General features: G+C 64.3%; 19 protein-coding genes. 4 read left to right on the top strand and 15 right to left on the bottom strand.

Translation table 11 applies throughout. The annotated features are described in order from the left end of the window. Nucleotides 1–44: 44 nt before the first annotated feature. The 4 genes from AWB78_RS33565 to AWB78_RS33550 form a co-directional block, all read right to left on the bottom strand. A complete protein-coding gene (locus tag AWB78_RS33565; RefSeq protein ID WP_062610929.1) occupies nucleotides 45–293 on the bottom strand; it encodes a hypothetical protein in 249 nt (82 codons plus the stop codon). A gap of 341 nt (nucleotides 294–634) precedes the next feature. Then, nucleotides 635–1,006, bottom strand: a complete 372-nt coding sequence (locus AWB78_RS33560; protein WP_374729506.1) for a VOC family protein — start codon at nucleotides 1,004–1,006, stop codon at nucleotides 635–637. Between the two features lie 11 nt (nucleotides 1,007–1,017). Then, nucleotides 1,018–1,341 (bottom strand): hypothetical protein, encoded by a 324-nt coding sequence (locus AWB78_RS33555; RefSeq protein WP_062610927.1) that lies wholly within the window; start codon nucleotides 1,339–1,341, stop codon nucleotides 1,018–1,020. A gap of 116 nt (nucleotides 1,342–1,457) precedes the next feature. Then, nucleotides 1,458–2,387, bottom strand: coding sequence for a SphA family protein (locus AWB78_RS33550; protein WP_062610949.1), 930 nt, complete (start codon nucleotides 2,385–2,387; stop codon nucleotides 1,458–1,460). Nucleotides 2,388–3,100: 713 nt separating this feature from the next. Here AWB78_RS33550 and AWB78_RS33545 point away from each other — a divergent pair. The 3 genes from AWB78_RS33545 to AWB78_RS33535 all read left to right on the top strand — a co-directional run bounded on the left by AWB78_RS33545 (nucleotide 3,101) and on the right by AWB78_RS33535 (nucleotide 7,228). Then, nucleotides 3,101–5,296 (top strand): SulP family inorganic anion transporter, encoded by a 2,196-nt coding sequence (locus AWB78_RS33545; protein WP_096031885.1) that lies wholly within the window; start codon nucleotides 3,101–3,103, stop codon nucleotides 5,294–5,296. Between the two features lie 145 nt (nucleotides 5,297–5,441). Next, nucleotides 5,442–5,969, top strand: coding sequence for a DUF3280 domain-containing protein (locus tag AWB78_RS33540; RefSeq protein ID WP_232477981.1), 528 nt, complete (start codon nucleotides 5,442–5,444; stop codon nucleotides 5,967–5,969). A 185-nt stretch (nucleotides 5,970–6,154) separates the two neighbouring features. Next, nucleotides 6,155–7,228, top strand: a complete 1,074-nt coding sequence (locus tag AWB78_RS33535; RefSeq protein WP_062610947.1) for a beta-propeller fold lactonase family protein — start codon at nucleotides 6,155–6,157, stop codon at nucleotides 7,226–7,228. Between the two features lie 60 nt (nucleotides 7,229–7,288). Here the strand turns inward: AWB78_RS33535 and AWB78_RS33530 are convergent, their stop codons facing one another. Continuing rightward, nucleotides 7,289–9,649 (bottom strand): TonB-dependent receptor, encoded by a 2,361-nt coding sequence (locus tag AWB78_RS33530; protein WP_062610925.1) that lies wholly within the window; start codon nucleotides 9,647–9,649, stop codon nucleotides 7,289–7,291. 175 nt (nucleotides 9,650–9,824) lie between these two features. Between AWB78_RS33530 and AWB78_RS33525 the strand changes: the two genes are divergently transcribed. Continuing rightward, the gene (locus tag AWB78_RS33525; RefSeq protein ID WP_062610946.1) at nucleotides 9,825–10,856 is read left to right on the top strand and encodes an ATP-binding protein; all 1,032 of its coding nucleotides are present in this window, start codon (nucleotides 9,825–9,827) and stop codon (nucleotides 10,854–10,856) included. Here the strand turns inward: AWB78_RS33525 and AWB78_RS33520 are convergent. The 10 genes from AWB78_RS33520 to AWB78_RS33475 all read right to left on the bottom strand — a co-directional run bounded on the left by AWB78_RS33520 (nucleotide 10,775) and on the right by AWB78_RS33475 (nucleotide 20,047). Next, a complete protein-coding gene (locus AWB78_RS33520; RefSeq protein ID WP_062610924.1) occupies nucleotides 10,775–11,485 on the bottom strand; it encodes a response regulator in 711 nt (236 codons plus the stop codon). The two genes, AWB78_RS33525 and AWB78_RS33520, sit on opposite strands and share 82 nt — an antisense overlap. Beyond that, nucleotides 11,482–12,681, bottom strand: coding sequence for a pyrroloquinoline quinone biosynthesis protein PqqE (pqqE, locus tag AWB78_RS33515; RefSeq protein WP_062610923.1), 1,200 nt, complete (start codon nucleotides 12,679–12,681; stop codon nucleotides 11,482–11,484). Before pqqE ends, AWB78_RS33520 begins: the two co-directional genes overlap by 4 nt. 4 nt (nucleotides 12,682–12,685) lie before the next feature. Next, the gene (pqqD, locus tag AWB78_RS33510; protein WP_232477980.1) at nucleotides 12,686–12,994 is read right to left on the bottom strand and encodes a pyrroloquinoline quinone biosynthesis peptide chaperone PqqD; all 309 of its coding nucleotides are present in this window, start codon (nucleotides 12,992–12,994) and stop codon (nucleotides 12,686–12,688) included. Continuing rightward, nucleotides 12,991–13,737: a pyrroloquinoline-quinone synthase PqqC gene (pqqC, locus tag AWB78_RS33505; protein WP_062610922.1), complete on the bottom strand. Its 747-nt coding sequence runs from the start codon at nucleotides 13,735–13,737 to the stop codon at nucleotides 12,991–12,993. The genes pqqD and pqqC overlap by 4 nt, the downstream gene beginning before the upstream one ends. Nucleotides 13,738–13,759: 22 nt before the next feature. Further along, complete coding sequence (gene pqqB / locus AWB78_RS33500) at nucleotides 13,760–14,680, bottom strand: pyrroloquinoline quinone biosynthesis protein PqqB (RefSeq protein ID WP_062610921.1); 921 nt, start codon at nucleotides 14,678–14,680, stop codon at nucleotides 13,760–13,762. Further along, on the bottom strand, nucleotides 14,677–15,249 hold the full coding sequence (locus AWB78_RS33495) for a cytochrome b (RefSeq protein WP_062610920.1): 573 nt from the start codon (nucleotides 15,247–15,249) through the stop codon (nucleotides 14,677–14,679). Before AWB78_RS33495 ends, pqqB begins: the two co-directional genes overlap by 4 nt. A gap of 64 nt (nucleotides 15,250–15,313) precedes the next feature. Further along, nucleotides 15,314–16,144 (bottom strand): formylmethanofuran dehydrogenase subunit C, encoded by an 831-nt coding sequence (locus tag AWB78_RS33490; RefSeq protein ID WP_062610919.1) that lies wholly within the window; start codon nucleotides 16,142–16,144, stop codon nucleotides 15,314–15,316. After that, nucleotides 16,141–17,082, bottom strand: a complete 942-nt coding sequence (gene fhcD, locus AWB78_RS33485) for a formylmethanofuran--tetrahydromethanopterin N-formyltransferase (protein WP_062610944.1) — start codon at nucleotides 17,080–17,082, stop codon at nucleotides 16,141–16,143. The genes AWB78_RS33490 and fhcD overlap by 4 nt, the downstream gene beginning before the upstream one ends. A 5-nt stretch (nucleotides 17,083–17,087) precedes the next feature. Continuing rightward, the gene (locus AWB78_RS33480; protein WP_062610918.1) at nucleotides 17,088–18,788 is read right to left on the bottom strand and encodes a formylmethanofuran dehydrogenase subunit A; all 1,701 of its coding nucleotides are present in this window, start codon (nucleotides 18,786–18,788) and stop codon (nucleotides 17,088–17,090) included. Then, nucleotides 18,785–20,047 (bottom strand): molybdopterin-binding domain-containing protein, encoded by a 1,263-nt coding sequence (locus AWB78_RS33475; protein ID WP_062610917.1) that lies wholly within the window; start codon nucleotides 20,045–20,047, stop codon nucleotides 18,785–18,787. Before AWB78_RS33475 ends, AWB78_RS33480 begins: the two co-directional genes overlap by 4 nt. Nucleotides 20,048–20,422 lie beyond the last annotated feature (375 nt).

Genomic DNA, 20,422 nt, shown 5'->3' with positions numbered 1-20,422 from the left:
TCGAATCCCGAAGTCCAATCAAACCATCGAAGAGCGCGCCTGCATCAGGCCGCGAGCCGTTCGCCGCGCATCTTGCTTTGTCTCGGTGCGGGCGGAAAGACACACCAGTGTCCGTCGTCGTGACGGAAGAAGAACAGCGCCCGTGATACCGCGCCATTCAGCGCCTCGACACACACATAACGATGTCCGTCGGAACGCGTGCGGCTGAACTGCCTCACATGCACCGGTACGCTGCCCGGCGCGAGCCATTTTTCGACCTGATAACGAAGGGACCGCTCGTTCGCACATTTCATTTCAGTCTCCAGCACGCGGCATTCATGATCGGGTTAACGGCCAGACACGCCGATGTTTAAAGCCCCGATCAGTGAAACCCCTGCCGCAACGCATCACGTTCCTGACAAAGCACTTTAACTCTACGCTTCGAATCCAGAGCCGTGCCCGTTTTTGCGAAATAGCAACAGCGCGCTTTTACACGTCTTCCGCATGCTTTGTTCATGAAAACGCGTTACGCCGATGGACTCATCGTCATGCAACGTGATGCCCGGGTATGTGCGCGATCGGTCATATGAAAAGTCCGATGCGTACGCTACCCGTCACTTCATCTGAAGCGAACGCCGTGCCTACGTCGCGAAGATCAAAGCGGGCGCGCGAAGCTCAGTTCGTGGCCGTCGGGATCGGTGAGATGGAAGTAGCGCTCGTTCCAGGGCGCGTCGCGCGGCGCGAATTGCGGCTCGATGCCGTGCGCCAGCACTTTCCGGTAGAACGCGTCCACATCGGACACGTAGATGATGACGCGGCCCCAGAAGTTGATCGGGCCGTGCGTCTCGCTGGTGAGATTGAGATATGAACTGCCGAGCGCGAACGACGTGAACGCGTCATTCGCGCCGCCATACAGCATGCGAAAGCCGAGCGCTTCGTAGAAACGCACCGCGCGCGCCATGTCGTGTGTGGCGAGCGTGATCGCGCTCAGGCTTTCGACGTGCGCGTCGTGATCCGAAGGTTCCATGCGTTCGATCGTCATCCCGGATGATGGTGATGCGACACGAGCGACAGCACCGAAAGATCCGGATGCGTGCCATCGACGATGCTCTTGCCGATATGCCGCGCATCATCCACCGCGTCCGACGCGGTCTTGTAGGCATCGTCGCCGTCGGCGTGGAAATGCACCGCTTCGCCGGGCGTGTCCGCATTCGCGCCGGGCCTGCACACGTGACCGATATACACGTAGCGATCCACCTTGTTCGGCGCTGCGTGTTCGGGCGTGGGCTTCAGCTGGGGCAGCACGTGGATCTCGAATCCTTCGTAGTCGAAGACGTGCCATTGAGCGGGTTCGTCGGGCATGATCGCCTCCTTGGTGTCGTGTTCGCTCGTGCGTCAACGTTACTCCTGTTGACGCGATCAAGCTACCGCGGAGGCGCTCGTGCCCGACTCGCCGAACGCGAAGCGATGCGATGCGATCAGAACGCGAGCGTGGCCGTGGCCATCACGCTGGGCGTGCTCTTCAGCCGGCGCGTGCTGGCGACGCTCGGAATCCAGCGCACGCTCGCGGAAAGCGGGCGCTTGCCCGCGACGACGGTGTCGTACGTGACGATCGGGCCGAGCGACAGATCGTGCCCTTCGAAGCCGTCCAGACGGTCCGCGGTCGGCCCCGAGTCCTTGCCGAGCTGCTGAACCGTGCCCATCACGAGACCCACGCCCACGCCATTGGCGAACTTCTTCAGACCCATGACGTCGAGCGTGAAAAGCGGCGCGTTCTGATAGTCGGTCGCGGGGTTGCGCGTGTAGAACTGCAGTCCCGCCACGGCGTCGAATTCGAGGCCGTATTTCGGCACGTATTTCGTGTAGGCGACTTGCGGAACGAAGGTCCAGTTGTTCAGGCTCGTGTTGGCGAGCGAGTTCTTGTCGTAGCGGCCGGTGGGCGCCCAGAAGTTGAAGCTCAACGCGACGTGGTCCGTCTGCGAGAGATGGTAGCCCGCGACCACCGGCGTGATGTACAGGTCGAAGAGATTCGATGCGCTATCGGTCTGCGACGCGCCGACATATCGCGAGGAGAGATTCGCGGTCACTTCGGTCCACGCGTAGGGAAGCGTGATGCCCGAGGCGAAATCCCAGCCTCCCTTGCCGCCCCACACCTTGAGCATCGTGGCGAGCGTGAGCGCGATCTTTCCGTCGACGCCGACCGCGGTGGTGCCCGCGATGGGAACCTGCCGGCTGCCGCCGACGGAGCCGTCGATATAGATCTGCTGAAGACTCACGATCGTCACCGGTTCGGGCGGCACCACGCCGACATTCGGAAGCACGCTCGTTCCCGCGATGGGACGTCCGAGCGCGCCTTCGGTCGCGTGGGCGAAGGGCGCTTGCAGAGCGATGGCGGCGAGAAGCGCCATGCTCCAGACGAGCTGCGGCGATTTCGGCGGTTTCGCCAAAAGCGACGGAAGGGTATTCATGAAAGATGAGCGCACGTTCGAAGTGTTCATGGGTTTTGACGATTCGCAAGTTCAGAAAACGGTGATGCTTTCACGGAAGTACATTTGCCGGACAAAACAAAATGATGATTTTGTTTTGGCGAATAAATGTAATGGACGGAACCGGCTCGGCAAGGGGAACCGGTTATAACGAATTAATCGCCGGAATCGAACGGCGACCCTCGATCGACGGCCTTTCCGCGCCCATGGCCTGAGCGTCGGCAGTGCGTGCTCGTTATGGTTCGGCGGATTCGAAATCGACGATCGCGAATAAATAAATTTGCAGTCTCGGAAGTCTCGTTTGTTAAGAATGACTCTCTAATGGAAGTTTTCCTAATTCTAGTTGCGAAAGGAAATTGTCAATGTAATTTTGTTTGAATCAAAAGCGCAGGTCTCAATGCGAGTCGCGCGCCGAATAATTGCCGCTTATCAGGTTTCGTGCAGCGCGATGCCGTGGATCGCCAAAGTCCGCCGCTTTTCGGGGCGTCGGCGTGTGCACGAAATTGACATCGTCTTCACGCACGGTGGATACTTTTTGGCGCACTTGCGCGCTCTGCGCATCCGTCAGCCGTTTCTCCCTTCCGGGAGGCGCCGTGAAACCAGCCACGACACATCGCACGGTCCTCGCGCGCGCCATGCCGCGCGCGGCCGCGCTCGTCGGCGACATCACGGCGGGCACCGTCTCCACGCTCGTCATGCTGTGCTACGCGATGAGCCTCGGCACGCTCATCTTCAGCGCCGATCTCGCGCGCTACGCGGAACTCGGCGTGCCGACCGCGCTCGTGAGCTGCATCGTCACGGCGTTCGTGATCGCGCTGACGAGCTCGATGCGCATGAACATCGGCGGGCCGGACAGCAACGCGACGGCGTTTCTCGTCGGCGTCGCGGCGGGCGTCGCGAGCAGCGTGCGCGCGAACGGCGGCGCGCCCACGGTGATCCTGCTGACGGTGCTCGTCGCCATCGCGCTGTGCTCGCTCGTGACGGGGCTCATTCTCTTCGCGATCGGTTCATCGAAGCGCAGCCGCTCGCTGCAATTCCTGCCGTATCCGGTGATGGGCGGCTTTCTCGCGGGCACGGGCTATCTGCTGATCGCGGGCGCGTTTCGTGTGCTGACGGGCGTCGCGCTCGACTGGCACACGCTGCCGCGGCTCGTGCAGCTGAACTGGCTCGCGTGGCTGCCCGCGCTCTTCGTCGGCGCGCTCGCGACGATCCTCGCGCGCACCTGGCGGCATGCGGCCGCGTTGCCGATCACGCTCGCCATCGGCATCGCGCTCTTTTACGCGCTGTTGCGCATCGCGGGCATTTCGCCCGAAGACGCGCGCGACATGGGCCTCCTGCTTCAGCATGTGCCGATGCACGCGCTGCACATTCCCGAGCTGCATCTGCCGACATCGCTCGCGCGCGGCGAGATCGACTGGCGCGCGATCGTCGCGCATCTGCCCGAGACGCTCATCGTCACGTCGGTGTCGGCGATCACGATCATCATGAACTCGACCGCGATGGGCGCGGCGACGGGACAGGACATCGACCTCAATCGCGAGATGCGCGCGGCGGGCCTCGCGAATATCGCGAGCGGCCTCTTCGGCGGCATGGTCGGCTATCAGTCGTACAACCGCTCGATGCTCAACACGCGCGCCGGCGCGACGAGCCGCGCCGCGGGCGTGTTCGCCGCGCTCGCGTGTCTCTTCGTGCTGATCGCATCGCCCGATCTCGTCTCGCTCTTTCCGGTGCCGGTGCTCGTCGGCATGCAGATCTACATGGGCCTGCGGCTCATGATGGACTGGCTCGTCGGCGCGTATCGCAAGCTCTCGTGGCACGAATATCTGCTCGTGCCGCTGATTCTCGCGGTGATCGCGTTCTACGGCGTGATCGCGGGCGTCGTCGCGGGCGTGGTCGCGGCGTGCGTGACGTTCGCGCTGCTCTATGGCCGCGCGGGCTGCGTGCGCATGGAGTTCGACGGCCGCACGCGCACCTCGAACGTCGAGCGCAGCATCGAGGAGACGCGTTTTCTGCGCGATCGCGGCGACGAGCTCTGCGGCGTGTGTCTGCAAGGCTTCCTGTTCTTCGGCTCCGCGAACTCGATGCTGCAGCGCATCCGCGAGCGCATTCGTTCGCACGGACCGCGTCCGGTGCGCTATGTCGTGCTCGATTTCGCGTGGACCAACGGCATGGATGCATCGGTGTCGCTCGCGTTCGTGAAGCTGCGTCAGGCGTGCGCCGCGATCGGCGCGGACCTCGTGCTGACCGCGCTGCCGTACAACTCGCGCGCGCTGCTCGGGCGCACGGGCGCGCTCGCGCTCGGCATTCGCGAGTTCGATACGCTCGATGCGGGCCTCGAATGGGTCGAGGCGCAGCAGCTCGCCACATTGACGCGCGCGCTGACGCCGAGCGCGCCCTCCGGCGATTTTCGCGCGATCCTCGGGCCGCATTTCACGGCACACGCGCTGGACGGGCTGGGCGCTCTTCTCGAGGTGTGCGACATCGGCGCAGGCGAGGTGCTGTTTCGGCGCGGCGATGCGGGCGATGCGCTGTATATCGTCGAGGAGGGCCGCGTGACGGTTTCGCTGCCGCTCGCCGACGGGCGCTCGGTGCGGCTGCGCTCGTTCGGGCCGGGCACGATCATCGGCGAGATGGCGGTCTATACGAACGCGCCGCGCAGCGCGGATGTCGTCGCCGACGAGCCCGCGCGCCTGCGCCGTCTCACGCTCGCGGCATTGCGCAAGCTCGAGTTGGACGATCCGGTGACCGCGCAGGAATGGCATCGCTTCGTCGTGAAGATGATGGCTTCGCGGCTCGCCGTCGCGGACGAGGCGTTGCGCGCGGCGTCGTGAGCACGCGTCGTTTGTCGGGATGCGCGCCCCGGCGCCTCGGCTCGACGCTTGCTCGCGGCAAGCCCGAACGGTATGTTGGACGCGCGCGAACGGGAATGCGATCTGCTGTTGGCGCACGAAGCCGCACATCATCGAGGCCGACACCATGACCCATACTCTTCGCGCCGTGTTTGCGATGACGCTCGCCGTCGTCATGAGCGGCGCGCTCGCGCAAGGCGCGCCGCAATCCATCGCGATGCTCGACTGCACGCTCATCGACGACAACGCCGCCTACAACGACGCGGAGATAGATCGCATCCAGTCCGCGCGCCTCGCGATGGTGAGCGGCGCCTTGCGCGACGACCTGCGCGAGCGCGCGCTCTTTCAGGTCGCCGACAATGCGAAGGCGGGCGACCTGATCGCCGCGCTGCAACGCACGCAGGACATGAGCGCGTGCAACGGCTGCGAGTTGCGCGTGGCGAAGCAGATCGGTGCGTCGCGCGTCGGCGTGTGCTGGGTGCAGAAGATCAGCAATCTGATCCTCAACATGAATCTGCGCGTGGAAGATGCCGCGAGCGGCGCGATGCTCTTTCAGCGCTCGGTCGACATACGCGGCAACACGGATCTTTCGTGGAAACGCGGTGCGAAAGCGCTCGTCGATCTGCTCGCGAGCGATCCGTCCGCGACGCGTTGAGCGGGGCGACGCAGCATCCGATTCGCGGTGCCGCGTGAATTCGGGAATTTCTCCCGGCCGATGCCGTTGCCACGGCGGCGCCGATTGGGCTAAGTTGGACTTGCAGCGTGCGCAGGGCATTGCGCCGCGCGCACGCGCACGCGCACGCGAACTCGAATAATCGAAATGAACCGCTGGAGACGACCATGCAAGTCAGATTCAAGGCGGCGCGCATTGCCTGCGCGTCGGTCATCGCGCCATCGCTCGCACTTGCCGCCGCCTGTGCCGCGAACGTCGCGCACGCCGCCGCGCCGACCGCGTATGTGACGACCGAGAACGCCGGCGTCGCCGTCATCGATCTCGACAACCTGTCGCTCGCGAAGACCTGGGACGTCGGCAAGGACGGCCCGCGCGGTCTCTCGCTGAACAAGGACGGCACGCGTCTTTATGTGGCGAACAAGGCGACGGCCGATCTCTCGGAGTTCGATACATCGACGGGCAAGGTCGTGCGGCGCGCGAAGATCGGCAAGAATCCGGAGTTCGTGCGCGTGTTCGGCGGCTATGCGTATGTGACCTACGAGCCGGGCGAAAGCGGCGGGCCGCCGAAGCCGGGCGAGCCTGAAAAAGACGACGACGCCAACTCGCCGCCCGCGGAGATCGCCATCGTCGATCTGAAGACGATGAAGGTCACGCATTCGGTCAAGAGCGGTCACGAGACCGAGGGCGTCGAGTTCTCGCCCGACGGCAAGCTGATTCTCGTGACCAACGAGGGCGACGATACGGTGTCGGTGTATCGCGTGGGCACGGGCAAGCCGGTGCGCACGGTGAAGCTGTCGAAAGGCTCGCGTCCGCGCGGCATCAAGGTGTCCCCGAGCGGCAAGCAGTATGTCGTCACGCTGGAGAACGCGAACAAGTTCGTCGTGCTCGACGGAACCAGCCTGAAGCCGGTGAAGACCGTCGACACGAAGACGGGCCCCTACGGCGTGTCGTTCGATCCGTCGGGCAAGCGGCTGCTCGTGGCCGCATCGCGCGACAAGACGCTGCAGGTCTTCGATGGCTCGACTTACGAGCACATGCAGGATGTGCCCGTCGGACAGCGCTGCTGGCACTTCAGCTTCACGCCGGACGGCTCGAAGCTTTTGCTCGCGTGCGGACGCTCGAACGCGGTCTATGTGCTCGACGGCTCCGACTACAAGGAGGTCAAGCAGATCGGCGATCTGCCGCTCGCATGGGGCATCGTGACGTATCCGCCGAGTGCGGGATCGATCGTGGGACGCTGAACGGGCGACGGCCGCAACGCATGCGCGCGGTGAGGGGCCGCCGCGCGCATCGGCTGTGCATCACTTCCACGCGTAACGCATGCCCACCCACACGCCGCGCGGCGCGCCGACACCCAGAAACTGTTCGTTCACCGTGGCTCCGTTGTTGAACGTATGGTTCGGCCCGTCGAAGAAGTTCTCGCCGAGAATCGCGAAGTTCGCGTAGCGCTTGTTCAGCAGGTTCTTGACCGTCGCATAGACCTGCAATTGCTTCGTCACGTTGTAGGTCGTGTCCAGATCGATCAGGAAATAGCCCGCGACGCTGCCGTTCACGTCCTGATTGTTCTCGTCGCCGCGCGCGAAGATACTGCTGCGATACGTGAGATTCGCGCCGATGTTCCAGCGCGAGATCGGGTTGTAGTCGAGGCGCATCTTCACCGTATTCGCCGGAATGCCCGGAATGCGATCGCCGGAATGCACGGTGATGTTGCCATCGCCGTCCGCGCTCGAGTTGCTCGCGCTGCTTTCGGTCCATGTCGAGCGATACGTCGCGTTCACATAGCTGTAGCTCGCGGCGACGCCCACCGGTCCCCATTGCGTGCGGCCCGCGAGTTCGAAGCCCTGCCGCCGCGTCTTGCCGACGTTCTGGAAATAACCGAGCGTGCTGCCCGCGCCCTGGGCGCTGACGAACTGGATGTCGTTGTCGAGCGTCGTGCTGTAGGCCGCCGCGCTCCATGTCGTATGGTTGCCGACACGCCCGCGCGCGCCGATCTCGAATGTCTTCGAGATCACCGGCTGCAGATCCGGGTCCGCGATGAAGTCATTGGGCAGCGAGCACGGCGCCGCCGGGTCCGCGCATGCGAGCTCGATCGCGGTCGGCGAGCGCATGCCTTCGTTGTACGTCGCATAGGCCGTGAAGTACGGCGTCGGATTCCAGTTGAAGCCGATGGCTGGATTGAAGCGCGAGAACGTGTGATTGCCGTCGAGAAGAGGCTGCACGCCGCTCTCATCGCCGATGGTCGCCTTCGCCCAGTTATAGCGGCCCGCGAGCGTCATCGACCATTGCTCGGTGAAGGAGAACGTGTTCTCGAAGTAGATGCCCCAGTTCTCGTTGCGCGTCTTCGCGTCGGTCTGCGGCACGAACGGGCCGGTGCCGATGGTCGCGCGCGTATCGGTGAATTCCGCCGGCTGCGATGCCTGCGTGAAGTGTGAATTGGCGAAGTCCCCCGCCGCGCCGACGATCAACTGGTTGTCATGGCCGAACAGGTTGTTGAGCAGCGTGAGCTGCAGGCTCGCGCCATAGCTGTCCGTCACGATCACCGACTGATCGTTGAAGGCCTGCGTGAGTTCTTCGGCATCGTCGCCGTCAGGGTCGAAGTCTTCGTTGACGTTGCTGCTCACGTTCTTGTTGCGATAGTGCCGGTAGTACACGTTGCCGCTCAACTGCAGGTTCGGCGTGAAGTAGTGCTCGCCGTTGATCGTCAGATAGCCGACCTGATTCTCGTTCGTGTCGGGGAACGTATAGGCCTGGCGAAAGTTGTCCATGAACGAGCGCGGGATCGTCTGCGAGCCGTTCAGCGTGTTGTCGGCGCCGCCCATCGACACGGAGATTGTGGTATCGGCGTCGGTGTAGCGAAGCTTGCCGAACGCCTGACGGATGCGGCTCGAGTTGTGATCGGCCCAGCCGTTGTCGTTCGTGATGTTCGCGGTGAAGTAATAGTCGAGATGATCGCCGATCACGCCGCCCTGCTCGATCTGCGCGGCCTTGCGTCCCCATGAGCCGAAGCTCAGGTCCACATTGCCGCCGGGATTGCTGCGACCGTTCTTGGTCGTCACCGCGACGGCGCCGCCGAGCGTGTTGAGGCCGAAGGTCGGATTCGAGCCGGGAATGATCTGCATCGTCTGGATCGCGGCCTGCGGAATCAGGTCCCAGTTGACGACATCGCCGAAAGGCTCGTTGATGCGCACGCCGTCCATGAACACCGACAAGCCCTGCGGCGTGCCGAGCAGCGGCGACGCGGTGAAGCCGCGATAGTTGATGTCGGTCTGCCACGGATTGCCTTGCGCATCGTTGGTATCGACGCTCACGACATTCTTTTCGAGGTAGTTCGTGACCGTCGGCGAATGCTGCGCTTCGATCTCGCTGCCTTTGATCGTCTGCACGTTGGCGGGCACTTTCTCGAGCGGCGTGCCGACGCCGATGAGCGGCGTGGTGCCGACGACGATGATCGAAGGCAGCTCGGTATTCGGCGGCGCATCGGCCTGCGCGACGGATGCCGATGCGGGCGCGGGCGCTTCGGCGGTATCGGCTGCATCGGCGGGCGGCGTCTGCGCCCACGCGGCCACCGTGATGCTCGCGAATGCACTGCCGAAGAGAAGCCGCAAGCCTGCTCGGGGTTTGAACGGATGCGCGGGCGCGGGCTTGCGCGGCATGCTCTTCATCGTCGTCTCCAGTCTTTTTTCGATCCACGCGCAGAGCATGTTTCGTTCACTGAAAGCGTCGCATAAGAATGCGCGCGTGGACCGGGAGCTTTTCCCGATCGCGCAGGGAAGGGTTCCCAATCGCGTTCCATCCACTGCCGTGCGCGATGAAGCCGTGCGTAGAATGCATTCCGTGATGCCAACCGAATCCACGCCCTCTCTCGCGAAAGACGCTTCCCGACGCGCGCCGCGCTTGCCGGTGTGGCGCGATCTGGCCTGCGTGCTCGCGGTGACGTCGATCGCGGGCGCGCTCTTCGCCCGCTTCGACTTCAGCGAGTTCGCGTATCGCTGGACGCGCAGCGCCGAGCGCTTTCAGGTCGATGAACTGCCGCCGACGCTCGTCGTGCTCGCGATCGGTTTCGCGTGGTTCGCGTGGCGGCGCTATCGCGAGGCACAGTCGGAAGTGCGCAGGCGGCGCGCGCTGGAGGAAGAGGCGGAGCATCTGCTCGCGGAGAACCGGCGTCTCGCGAGTCAGGCGCTCGCCGCGCAGGAGACGGAGCGCCGCCATCTCGCGCGCGAATTGCACGACGAGCTCGGTCAGTACCTCAACGCGATGTCGCTCGATGCGGGGCGCATCCGCGATCTGTCGGCGGGACGCGAGGCGGAGATTCATCGGCTGTCGCTTGCGCTGATGCAAAGCGCGACGCATGTGTATCGCGAGATCGGCGGGATGATTCGCAAGCTGCGTCCGATCGGGCTCGACGAGTTCGGCTTGCCGACTGCGCTCGAACATTGCGTCGAGGGCTGGCGCGAGCGTCTGCCCGATGCGAGCTTCACGCTCGCCGTCGATGGCGACTTCGACAATCTCAGCGATGCGCTCAACATCACGCTTTACCGGCTCGTGCAGGAAGGGCTCACGAACGTGTCGAAGTTCGCGCGGGCTTCACGCGTGGAGATCTATCTGGCGCGCGCGCCGGAGGAAATCGTCGTGACGATGGCCGACGACGGCCCGGGCGTCGATCTGACACAGCCGCGCAAGGGGCTCGGCCTCATCGGCATGCGCGAGCGCGTGGAAGCGCTCGGCGGAGCGTTCGATATCGCGAGCGAGCCGGGCGCGGGCTTCCTGTTCTGCGCGCGCGTGCCGGCTCAGGCGGGGCTGCCGTTGCCGACGCCCGGACCGAACGACGCAAACGAAGCCTCGGCGGACGAAGCGAAATCGGCGAAGTGAAGGCCGAGGCGATTCGCGATCTGCGCGAGTTGCACGCCGTTGTCCGCGCCGAATTTCTGCCGGATCACCGATTGATGATTCGCCACCGTCTTCTGACTCAAGCCCAGTTTCTCCGCGATGCTCGGCAGCGTATAACCCTGCACGAGCAAGCGCAGCACTTCGAACTCGCGTGCGGATAGCTGCCGTCCCGGCGGGCCTTCCTGGATCGTCGCGCGCAACGCCAGCGCCTGCGATATATCCGGGCTCAGATAACACACGCGACGCGCGACGGAGCGCACCGCTTCGACGAGCACGTCGGGCGCGCTCGCCTTCGTGACATAGCCGCGCGCGCCGGCATCGAGCGCGCGGCGCACGAAGATCGCTTCTTCATGCACGCTGAAGATCAGCACATGCGCGTGCGGCTCGCGCGCGAGCATGCGCCGCATCGCCTCGATGCCGCTCGCGCCGGGCAAGGCGAGATCCATCACGACGACATCCGGCTGCAACGCGCAAAACTTCTGATACGCCTCGGCGGCATTCGCCGCTTCCCCCGCGACGCTCACGTCGGGACTCAGTTCGAGCAGACGCTTGTAGCCTTCGCGCACGACCGCGTGATCGTCGACGAGCAGCACGGAGATGTCGGCAGTCATGGCTGGTTTTCTCCTTCTTGTTCTGAACCATTACCGGAGGCTTCGGCCGCGATGCGCCGCGAGTTCGCATCGTTGCGAAAGAGGATGGGCTGTTCCTGCGGTGCCTGCCGTGCCGATGCCGCGCGCACCACTTCGATCACGCGCTCGTGATGCGGAGACTTGTCGCACACGGGGTCCGCGTTCGCGGGGTCTTGCGTGAGCAGATACGCCTGACACCGGCAGCCGCCCATGTCGATGGCTTTCTCGTCGCAACTGCGGCACGGCTCCTTCATCCAGCCGAAGCCGCGAAAGCGATTGAAGGCATCGCTTTCGTACCAGATGTCCTTGAGCGGCATCTCGGTGACGTTCGGAAACGTGAGGCCCGGCAGCGAGCGCGCGGTATGGCAGGGCAGCGCGGCGCCATCAGGCGCGATGCCGAGAAACACCGAGCCCCAGCCGTTCATGCAGCGCTTGGGTCTGCGCTCGTAGTAATCGGGCACGACGAAGAAGATCTTGCACTTGTCGCCGATCTCGTTGCGATAGCGCTCGACCACGGCCTCCGCTTCGTCGAGCTGCGCTTTCGTCGGCATGAGCTGTGCGCGGTTCGCGTGCGCCCAGCCGTAGTATTGCGTGTTCGCGAGTTCGAGATACTCGGCGCCCATCGCGAGCGCCATGTCGATGATGCGTCCGATATGCGGCAGGTTATAGCGATGCAGCACGCAGTTGAGCACCATCGGAAAGCCGTGCGCCTTGATGAGCGTCGCGACGCGCTTCTTGTAGTCGAAGGTCTTCGTGCTGGAGAGAAAGTCGTTGAGCTCCTGCGATGAATCCTGAAACGAGAGCTGGATGTGATCGAGCCCGGCCTCCTGCAACGCGCCGATGCGCTTCTCGGTGAGACCGATGCCCGACGTGATGAGGTTCGTATAGAAGCCGAGCTTGCGCGCTTCTGCGACGAGCGTTTCCAGATCGTCGCGCAGAAGCGGCTCGCCGCCCGAAAAGCCGAGCTGCGCCGCGCCCAATGCGCGCGCCTGACGCAGCACGTCGAGCCATTGATCGGTGTCGAGCTCGCGCGTGTGATCGGCGTAGTTCACCGGGTTGTAGCAGAACACGCAATGCAGCGGACAGCGATACGTCAATTCCGCGAGCAGCCACAGCGGCGGCGCGATGGGCGCGCCTTCGTGCTCGGGCTTTGCGATGGGTTCGGACAGATCGGTCATGACACTACTCCAGCCAGCCTCGCGCACGCGCGCCGGCGATGAACGCCCGCACGTCGTCGCCGAGATCGGTCGCGTTGAACGCCTGCTCCAGATCGGCGACGAGCGCGGGGATATCGCGCGTGCCGTCGCAGCGCAGGAGAATCTGCGCCGCGCTCTGATTGAGCTTCACCATGCCTTCAGGATAAAGCAGCACGTGCGCGTCCTGCGCCGGTTCCCATTGCAGGCGAAACAGGCGCTTCAGTTTCGGATGCAACGAATCGTCGGGCGCTTCGACTGCTTCCTGCTTTCGTTGAGTCGGGTTGCTGTCGCTCATTGCGGGAACGCCTTTTCGATCGAATCGAGCATCGTCCAGAGGATATCGAGCTTGAATTGCAGAATGTCGAGCGCGCGCTGCTGTTCCTCGCGCGTCCTGAAGTGCGCGAGCGTCACTTCGAGTCCATGCTCGACATCACGCTGCGCAAGCGACACGCGCGAGCGGAAATACGAAAGCCCTTCAGGCTCGATCCATTGGTAATGCTCGGGCCACGTCGCGAGACGATCCTTGTGGATCTGCGGCGCGAACATTTCCGTCAGCGACGAGCATACCGATTCCTGCCACGGCGCGCGCCGCGCGAAATTCACATAGGCATCGACGGCGAAGCGCACGCCCGGCGTCACGAGTTTCAGCGACCAGAGATCGTCGCGCGAGAGACCGACGGCATCGCCCAGACGCGCCCATGCCTCGATGCCGCCGGGCTGATCGCCATAGCCGTCGTGATCGAGAATGCGCAGCACCCAGCGGCGGCGCGTGTCGCGATCGGGACAGTTCGACATCACCGCCGCATCCTTCAGCGGAATATTGATCTGATAGTAGAAGCGGTTCGCGACCCAGCCGCGTATCTGCTCTCTCGAACAGCCGCCGCTGTTCATCTTCACGTTGAACGGATGATGGATGTGATACGCCGTGCCCTTCGCGCGCAACTGCGCTTCGAATTCCTCGCGCGTCCACGCGGGGCCGGCGTCCTGCACCTTCGTGAAGACGGGGCCTGTGGTGGGATTCAGCATCGGATCGAACATCGAACGGTCTCCAGTGCGAATGTCATAGCTCGAAGGTCATGCCGTCGTGCGCGACCTCGATGCCGTGCTCGGACAGAATGCGTCTTTCGGGTCCATCCTCGATGAGGATCGGATTCGTATTGTTGATGTGGATCAGCACCTTTCGCACGCCCGCGCGACGGATCGAATCGAGCACGTCGATCATGCCGCCCGCGCCGCTCTGCGCGAGATGGCCCATGTCCTTGCCGGTCTTTTTCGTGAGGCCGAGGCGGATCATTTCGTCGTCGGTCCATACGGTGCCGTCGACGAGCAGAAGGTCCGCTTCGCGCATCGCATCGAGCACATGCGGCTCGAGTGCGCCGAGCCCCGGCGCATAGAACGCGCGCTTGCCCGTCGCGGTGTTCGTGAACATGAGGCCGATGTTGTCGCCCACTTCAGGCGCTTCGCGATGCGGCGAATACGGCGGCGCCTTGCTCGACAGCGGCAACGCGTCGATGGTCACGCGCGGCAGTTCGGGCACGGAGAACGCGGCGCCATCGAGCGCGATGCGCCTGTGCTCCACGCCGCAGTAATGCGCAAGAATCGACGTGATGGGAAAGCCGGTGGACAGGTCCTGCCACACGGCGTCGGTCGTATAGAGCGGCAAGGGCGTGCCGCGTTCGCGCAGCATCAGAAGACCGGTGACGTGATCGATCTGCGCATCCATCGTGACGACGGCGGCGATGCCCGTGTCGCGCACGCGGCGCGCGGGCTGCAAGTCCGGATTCGCCGCGATCTGCGCGAGTATGTCCGGCGATGCGTTGACGAGCAGCCAGTCCTCGCCATTATCGGTAACGGCAATCGACGATTGCGTGCGCGCGCGCGCCGCGATGGTGCCGCGCCGCACGCCGTCGCAATTGCGGCAATTGCAGTTCCATTGCGGAAAGCCGCCGCCCGCCGATGAACCGAGCACGCGAATTTTCAAGGCCACATCCTCCGTAAAAGACCGTCGCGGTCGATCAGTTGATGCTTCATCGCGCCGAGAAAATGCAGCACGATCAGCGCGGCCATGATCCACGCGATCGTCCCGTGGATGCCGAAGAAGATTTCACGCAGATGCTTGTCGTCCGAGCCCCATTGCGGCAGCGCGAGACCCCAGAACTTCGTGCCGTACTTGTTGAACGACGAGCCGAGATAACCGGTGAGCGGCATTCCCACCATGCCTACGTATAAAAGAGCCTGCGTAATGCTCGCGGCGGCGCGTTGCCACGTTCGCATCGGCGGCAGAGGCGGCCGGCCGTAAGCCAGGCGTACCAGGATGCGGAGCAGCACCAGCAGGAAAACGGTGATTCCAAGCGACTTGTGGAAGTTGATGAGGTCCGACTTGAACGGCAGCCCGCGCGGCAGGCCCACCATGTAGAAGCCGATGCACAACATCGAGATGATCGCGATGGCGATGACCCAGTGCAGCGCGATCAGCGGGCGCGCGTAACGGTCGCTTCCGGCATCGATGCGGCCGTCGCGCGACGTTGCGGATGTCCGCGCGGTGCTCATGGCGTATCTCCCGTGAAAATGGTTTTCGTTCCCGATGCTACACGGGTTCATTTTTCTCGTCTGGCTAGACATTGGCGATCAGCAATTCCCCCCGTCCGTCGACCGCCAGGTCGCCTGCGTAGCGGCGCGGCAACACATGGCCCGCGAGGGTCGCGAAGGGCGCGATCTCGTGCGCGAGCATGCGCGTGAAGAGCCGCCAGAAGACGTCGAAGCCGTGGCCGCCTTCGGTGAACGTCGGTGGGATGCGAGATGGCGTTTCTGCCATGTTCATCAGTAAAACGGTGCCGCGCCGCATGCCGTAGCCCAGGTGTGCACCGGCATTCCCGCCGATGCAGACCGAGCCCGCGACGAGCCGCGACGCGGCGAAATCGCCCGCATCGCCCGCGACGAGCACGGTGCCGCGCCGCATGCGGTCCGCGAGGCGCGCGCCGGCATTACCGTGGATCGTGAGCGTGCCGCCCGTCATGCCTTCCATGTCGCCGGGCAGCGCGCTCGCGGCGAAATCGCCCGCATTGCCGTGAATCGCCATGCGTCCGCCCTGCATTTCGCACGCGGCGAAAACGCCCGCATCGCCATGTATGTGCAACTCGCCGCCGGACATCTTCATGCCCGCATGGTCGCCCGCGTTGCCGTGCACCGTGAGCGTGCCTTCGGTCATGTTCGCGCCGATGCGATCGAGCCATGGCACATCGCCTTCGATGGTGAGCGATGGGGCATCGGATTGCGTGAGCGCGATATCGAAGAGATCGCCGAGCGCGCAGGTTTCTCCCGCGCCTTGCAGCACGGTGCGGGGTAAATCGGAAGCCGAAACTTCAGCGAGCGCGGCAGGCAGTAATTTCGACCCGTCGAAGCGAAAGCCCGGCGAACTTTTTACGCGCAATTCGATGGCGTTCATGCGCGGCTCCCGTCGATATCCTTCGACAGTTCGTGCAGCTTGAAGTGATACGGCCCGAGCTTGCCGCCGTAATTGCCCGCCGATATGCGCAGCACGCCGCCCGCGCGTCCGATCTCCGTCGCGGCGGCGATGCCTGCTGTCATCGCGGCGCCGACATCGGCGTCGGTGAGGCCGTCGATCACGATTTCGAGCACGCACGCGATATCCGGCGTCAGCTCGCTCTTCTTCGACAGGCCGACGAGCGTCGGGCAGAAGGCATCGTTGGTCGATGCCGTCGCGCCCGCGTACTTCGAGCCGATCTTCGATCCCGAGCGCACGACGCCGCCCGGAAACGGCGTGATGATGTTCGGCAGCCGATGCATCGCGGCGACGGCGGATTCGGCCGCATGCAATGCGCTGTCGATATCGCGCGCAAGGAAGAGCAGATTGCCGCCGCCGACCGCCTTGACCGTGCCGGTGTATTCCTCGCAGACGAACTCGCCGTCCATCACGGGCACGCGCCAGTAACGCGTGCCGTCGAGCACTTTCGATATCTGATAGCCGTCGCCGAAGAAGCGCAGGCCCGCGCCGAGCGGCGCGTTGTCGGAGAGCGGCGCGCGCGTGTTCGCGGGGTCGATGCCGCCGTACACCGCTGTCGTCGGGCACGTGAGCACGCATTGGCCGACGCGCCGCGCGATCTGCTTCGCCAGTTCCTTCGACGATACCGCGAAGATCAGCACCGCGACGCCGGGCCTGCCATCGGGCGTTTCGTCGGCGGAAAGATCGCGTTCGACGCCCGCCTCGCAGCCGCAATCGATCACGGATGTCGCGAAGCCCGTCAGCGAATTGGCCGCATGACGCGCCCATGTCGATGTATGCGCGGTGATGACGAGGCGCGTCGCCTTCATCGGGAAGGCTTCGGCGAAGGTGTCGTCGATCTGCGTATCGTTGATGCGCATGTGCGTCAGCTCCCGCTCGCCGCGAAGCACGCGACGGGCAAGAGCCGCCCGCCGTTGCAGCACGCGCAGATTTCGTCGTCGCCGATCGCGATGTTCTCGAAGCGCGTCGCGAGATTCTTCTGCGCATAGTCGCGCACGCGCATTTCGATCGCGCGGTCGTACTCGGGGCTGACGAAATGAATGCCGCCGGTGGGCGTGGCGAGCAGCGTGCCGTCGCGCGCGATCAGCTGGCCATCCTTGAACACATAAGCGGGCGATGTGAACATGCGCTCGCGGTCGGCATCGTCGCGATACACGGCGATATCCGCCGCCGCGCCCGCGCCGAGATGGCCGCGGTCTTTCAGGCCGAGCAGCTTCGCGGGGCCGGCGCGCGTGATGATCGCGATGTCGTACAGCGAGAATTCGCGCGTGATGCCGCCGAGCGCGCTCGCGGTTTTCGCATCGGCGTGAAGCTTGTCGAGCTGCTCGTCGCGGAAGGATTTGTCCATCAGCAGGCGGATCAGATGCGGATAGCTCGTGAAGGGCGCGCCGTTCGGATGATCGGTGGTCATCGACACGCGCCACGGATCGTCGACGAGCAGAAAGATCTCCAGCCCGATGATCCATTGCAGCGCATTCACGAAGCTCTGCTCGCGATACTTGAACGGCACGACGCCGCAGCCCGCATCGCATTCGATATCGCCGAGCACCCATTTGCGCGGGTTGGCCATGGGCGCGTTCTTGAACTGCATCATCGTGTCGCCGGATGCGGTGACCGTCTGGCCGAAGATGATCTGGCCGACATCGATGGTCACGTTCTTGCGCGCATTCACCGCTTCGGCGATCGCCCGCGCGCCCGACGAGAACTTGCGCGGGCCTTCGGTGCCGTAGCTGTGGAACTGGATATGCGTCAGATGAATGGGCAGGCCTTCGGCCGTGTCCATCGTCCTGATCGTCGATTCGATGTTGCCCGGCACGCCGAGGTTGCTTGCGTGAACATGCAGCGGATGCGGCACGCGCAAGTCGGTCAGCGCGCGCGTGAGCGTCTTCAATACGTCGCGCGGCGTGATGCCGTAATGCACGTGCTTCTCGTCGACATCGAGCGAGCGTTGATTGAACTTGAAGGCCGAGATGCCGCCGGGATTCACGACCTTCACGCCGAGCGCCTTGTGCGCGTTGATGGTCCAGCCGACGTAATCGCGCAGGCGCTCGAAGTCTTCGTTCGCGGCGAGCATCTGCAGGAAGAGTTCGTCGTTGCCCATCATCACGTAGGCGCCGTGATCGATGATCGGCGTGTCGCCCATTTCCAGATGTGCGTGGCGCGCGTTCGACGCGATCATCGCGGGCTCGAACGCGGCGGTGTAGCCCATTTCCGCATAGCGATAGCCGGCCGCGAGCGTGCCCGGCGCGCATACACCGCACGAGGGCAGGCGCATATAGCGGCCTTCGTTGGGGCGATCGGGCACGGCCCGCGGATCGTCGCGATGATCTTCGGGCAGCAGCAGGCGCGACAGGTTCGTCTTGCCGCCGCCGATGTGCGAGTGCAGGTCGATGCCGCCCGCCATCACGATCATGCCGCTGGCGTCGAAGTCGCGTTCGGGCGCGATGCTTTCGCCTTGCGCGTCATCGACGATGCGGCCATCGCGAATATAGATGTCGCGCTTCTCGCCGTCGACGCCGTTCGCCGGATCGTAGAGCGTGCCGCCCTTCAGCCGCGTGAGGCTCATTGCGGCCTCCTTGCCTGCGTGAGCTGCGACGCGATCGAGGCGACGGTCGGCAGGCCCGCATCGCGCGCGGCGGTGAGCGGCGCGACCACCGAGGTATCGACGCGAAAGAGATGCCCGCCGCTGTCGATGCCCGGCGTCGCGACGGGAATGAACACGGTCGGCGCGTGGCGCGCGGGTATCGTCATCGATGGATGGCCGAGGATGATCGCGGGCACGTTGTCATCGAGCGATGCGGGCAACGGCTCGGGCGCGAAGCTCGACACCCAGAGGAGCGCATCGATTTCGCCGCGCTTGAGAAGCGCTTCCGTGCGATAGCGATGCGCGTCGTGATCGAGCGGCATGCCGTATGCGACGCGCGTGCGCACGGGAAAGCCGGAGAGCCACGTGATCGCCTGATTGACGGACGCGGCGCCATCGTCGCCGGTGAGGGCGAGCGCGCCTGCGCGGGCGGTGCGATTGATCGCCTTGACGATGCGCTGCAGCGCTTCGATCGCGAGCGCCGCGTGTTGTGTCGGCAGCGTCGAAGGCTCGTAGATGAACGCGGTGTATTGCGCTTTGCCGATGCGCTCCGTCAGCGCGACGAGTTCTTCGACCGGAATCGGCCGGCCGCCTTCGACGTGCGCGGACCAGAGCGCGAGCGTATCGAAGGGATCGGTGTTTTGCAGCATCGACTCGGTGCGCGCGTTCGCGGCTTTATCGATGTCACATCCGACGAATACGATGCTTGCGTCGCGGTCTTTGTCGATGGCGCGTTCGTAGAAGCGCGGATAGCGCCGCGATGGCTCGCACGCGAACACGACGACGAGATCGGCGCGCGAGCGCACTTCGGAGAGCGTCGTGAAGAGCGCGCCGCGGTCTTGCATTACGCTATTGCTGTCGGCGAGCGAGTCGCCGTGCAGATGATCGAGGATGGCGCCGCAATGCGCGGCGAGCTCATAGAGCGCGCGTGCGCCGGCCACGTCGGTCGCGAGTCCGCCGAAAAGCGGCCGCCGAGCGTTCGACAGGATCGCCCCGGCTTGCGAGAGCGCCGACGCGAGATCGGTGGGTTGCGCGTTGATCGTCGGTGCTTGCCTGGTGTCGTTGGGACTGACGCGGGCAAGCGCCTCCGCCAGGCGCGGGCAGGCGGTGTGCGGTGCTGCGAGGCGCTGATCGGCGCTCGGCACGAGCGTGATGTCGTCGCATAGCAGGGGGCAGAACGGACAGGTCCAAGGATTCGAGGCCGCGGGCTGTGCGTTCGATATCGTGGGGGAATCGTGCATGGTGTGCACTGGAGCAAGGTTTATGCCTTTTTTCGCTTTCGCGGATTTGTGTTTTTGCGTGGGCGGGGTAGTCGCTGTCGGGTGGGGCGTGAAATCCTGTTTTCGCGTCGGTCTATTAGCGTTGCCCCTATGCGGGGCGGCAGTCACTTTCTTTGCTGCTGCAAAGAAAGTAACCAAAGAAACAGCTATCCCCATCCAAAGTACTTCCAGCCGGCCCCGGCACAGAAGCACTCTCGTGGCCCGGCAGTAGCGAGTGCCCTCAAAGGTCCAATCGGGCTTGGATCGCGCACGGTCTGACAAGCTAGTTGTTTAAGGGCGCTGGTTCAGCACCAAATAGCTCCGGCACAGCGCTACGCGCTGCCGTTGGGTATGCAA

Origin of the sequence: Caballeronia calidae (assembly GCF_900044055.2) — a bacterium.
Taxonomy (GTDB): domain Bacteria; phylum Pseudomonadota; class Gammaproteobacteria; order Burkholderiales; family Burkholderiaceae; genus Caballeronia; species Caballeronia calidae.
Note: the sequence above shows the minus strand (reverse complement) of the source record. Positions and strands in the feature narration are given on the sequence as shown.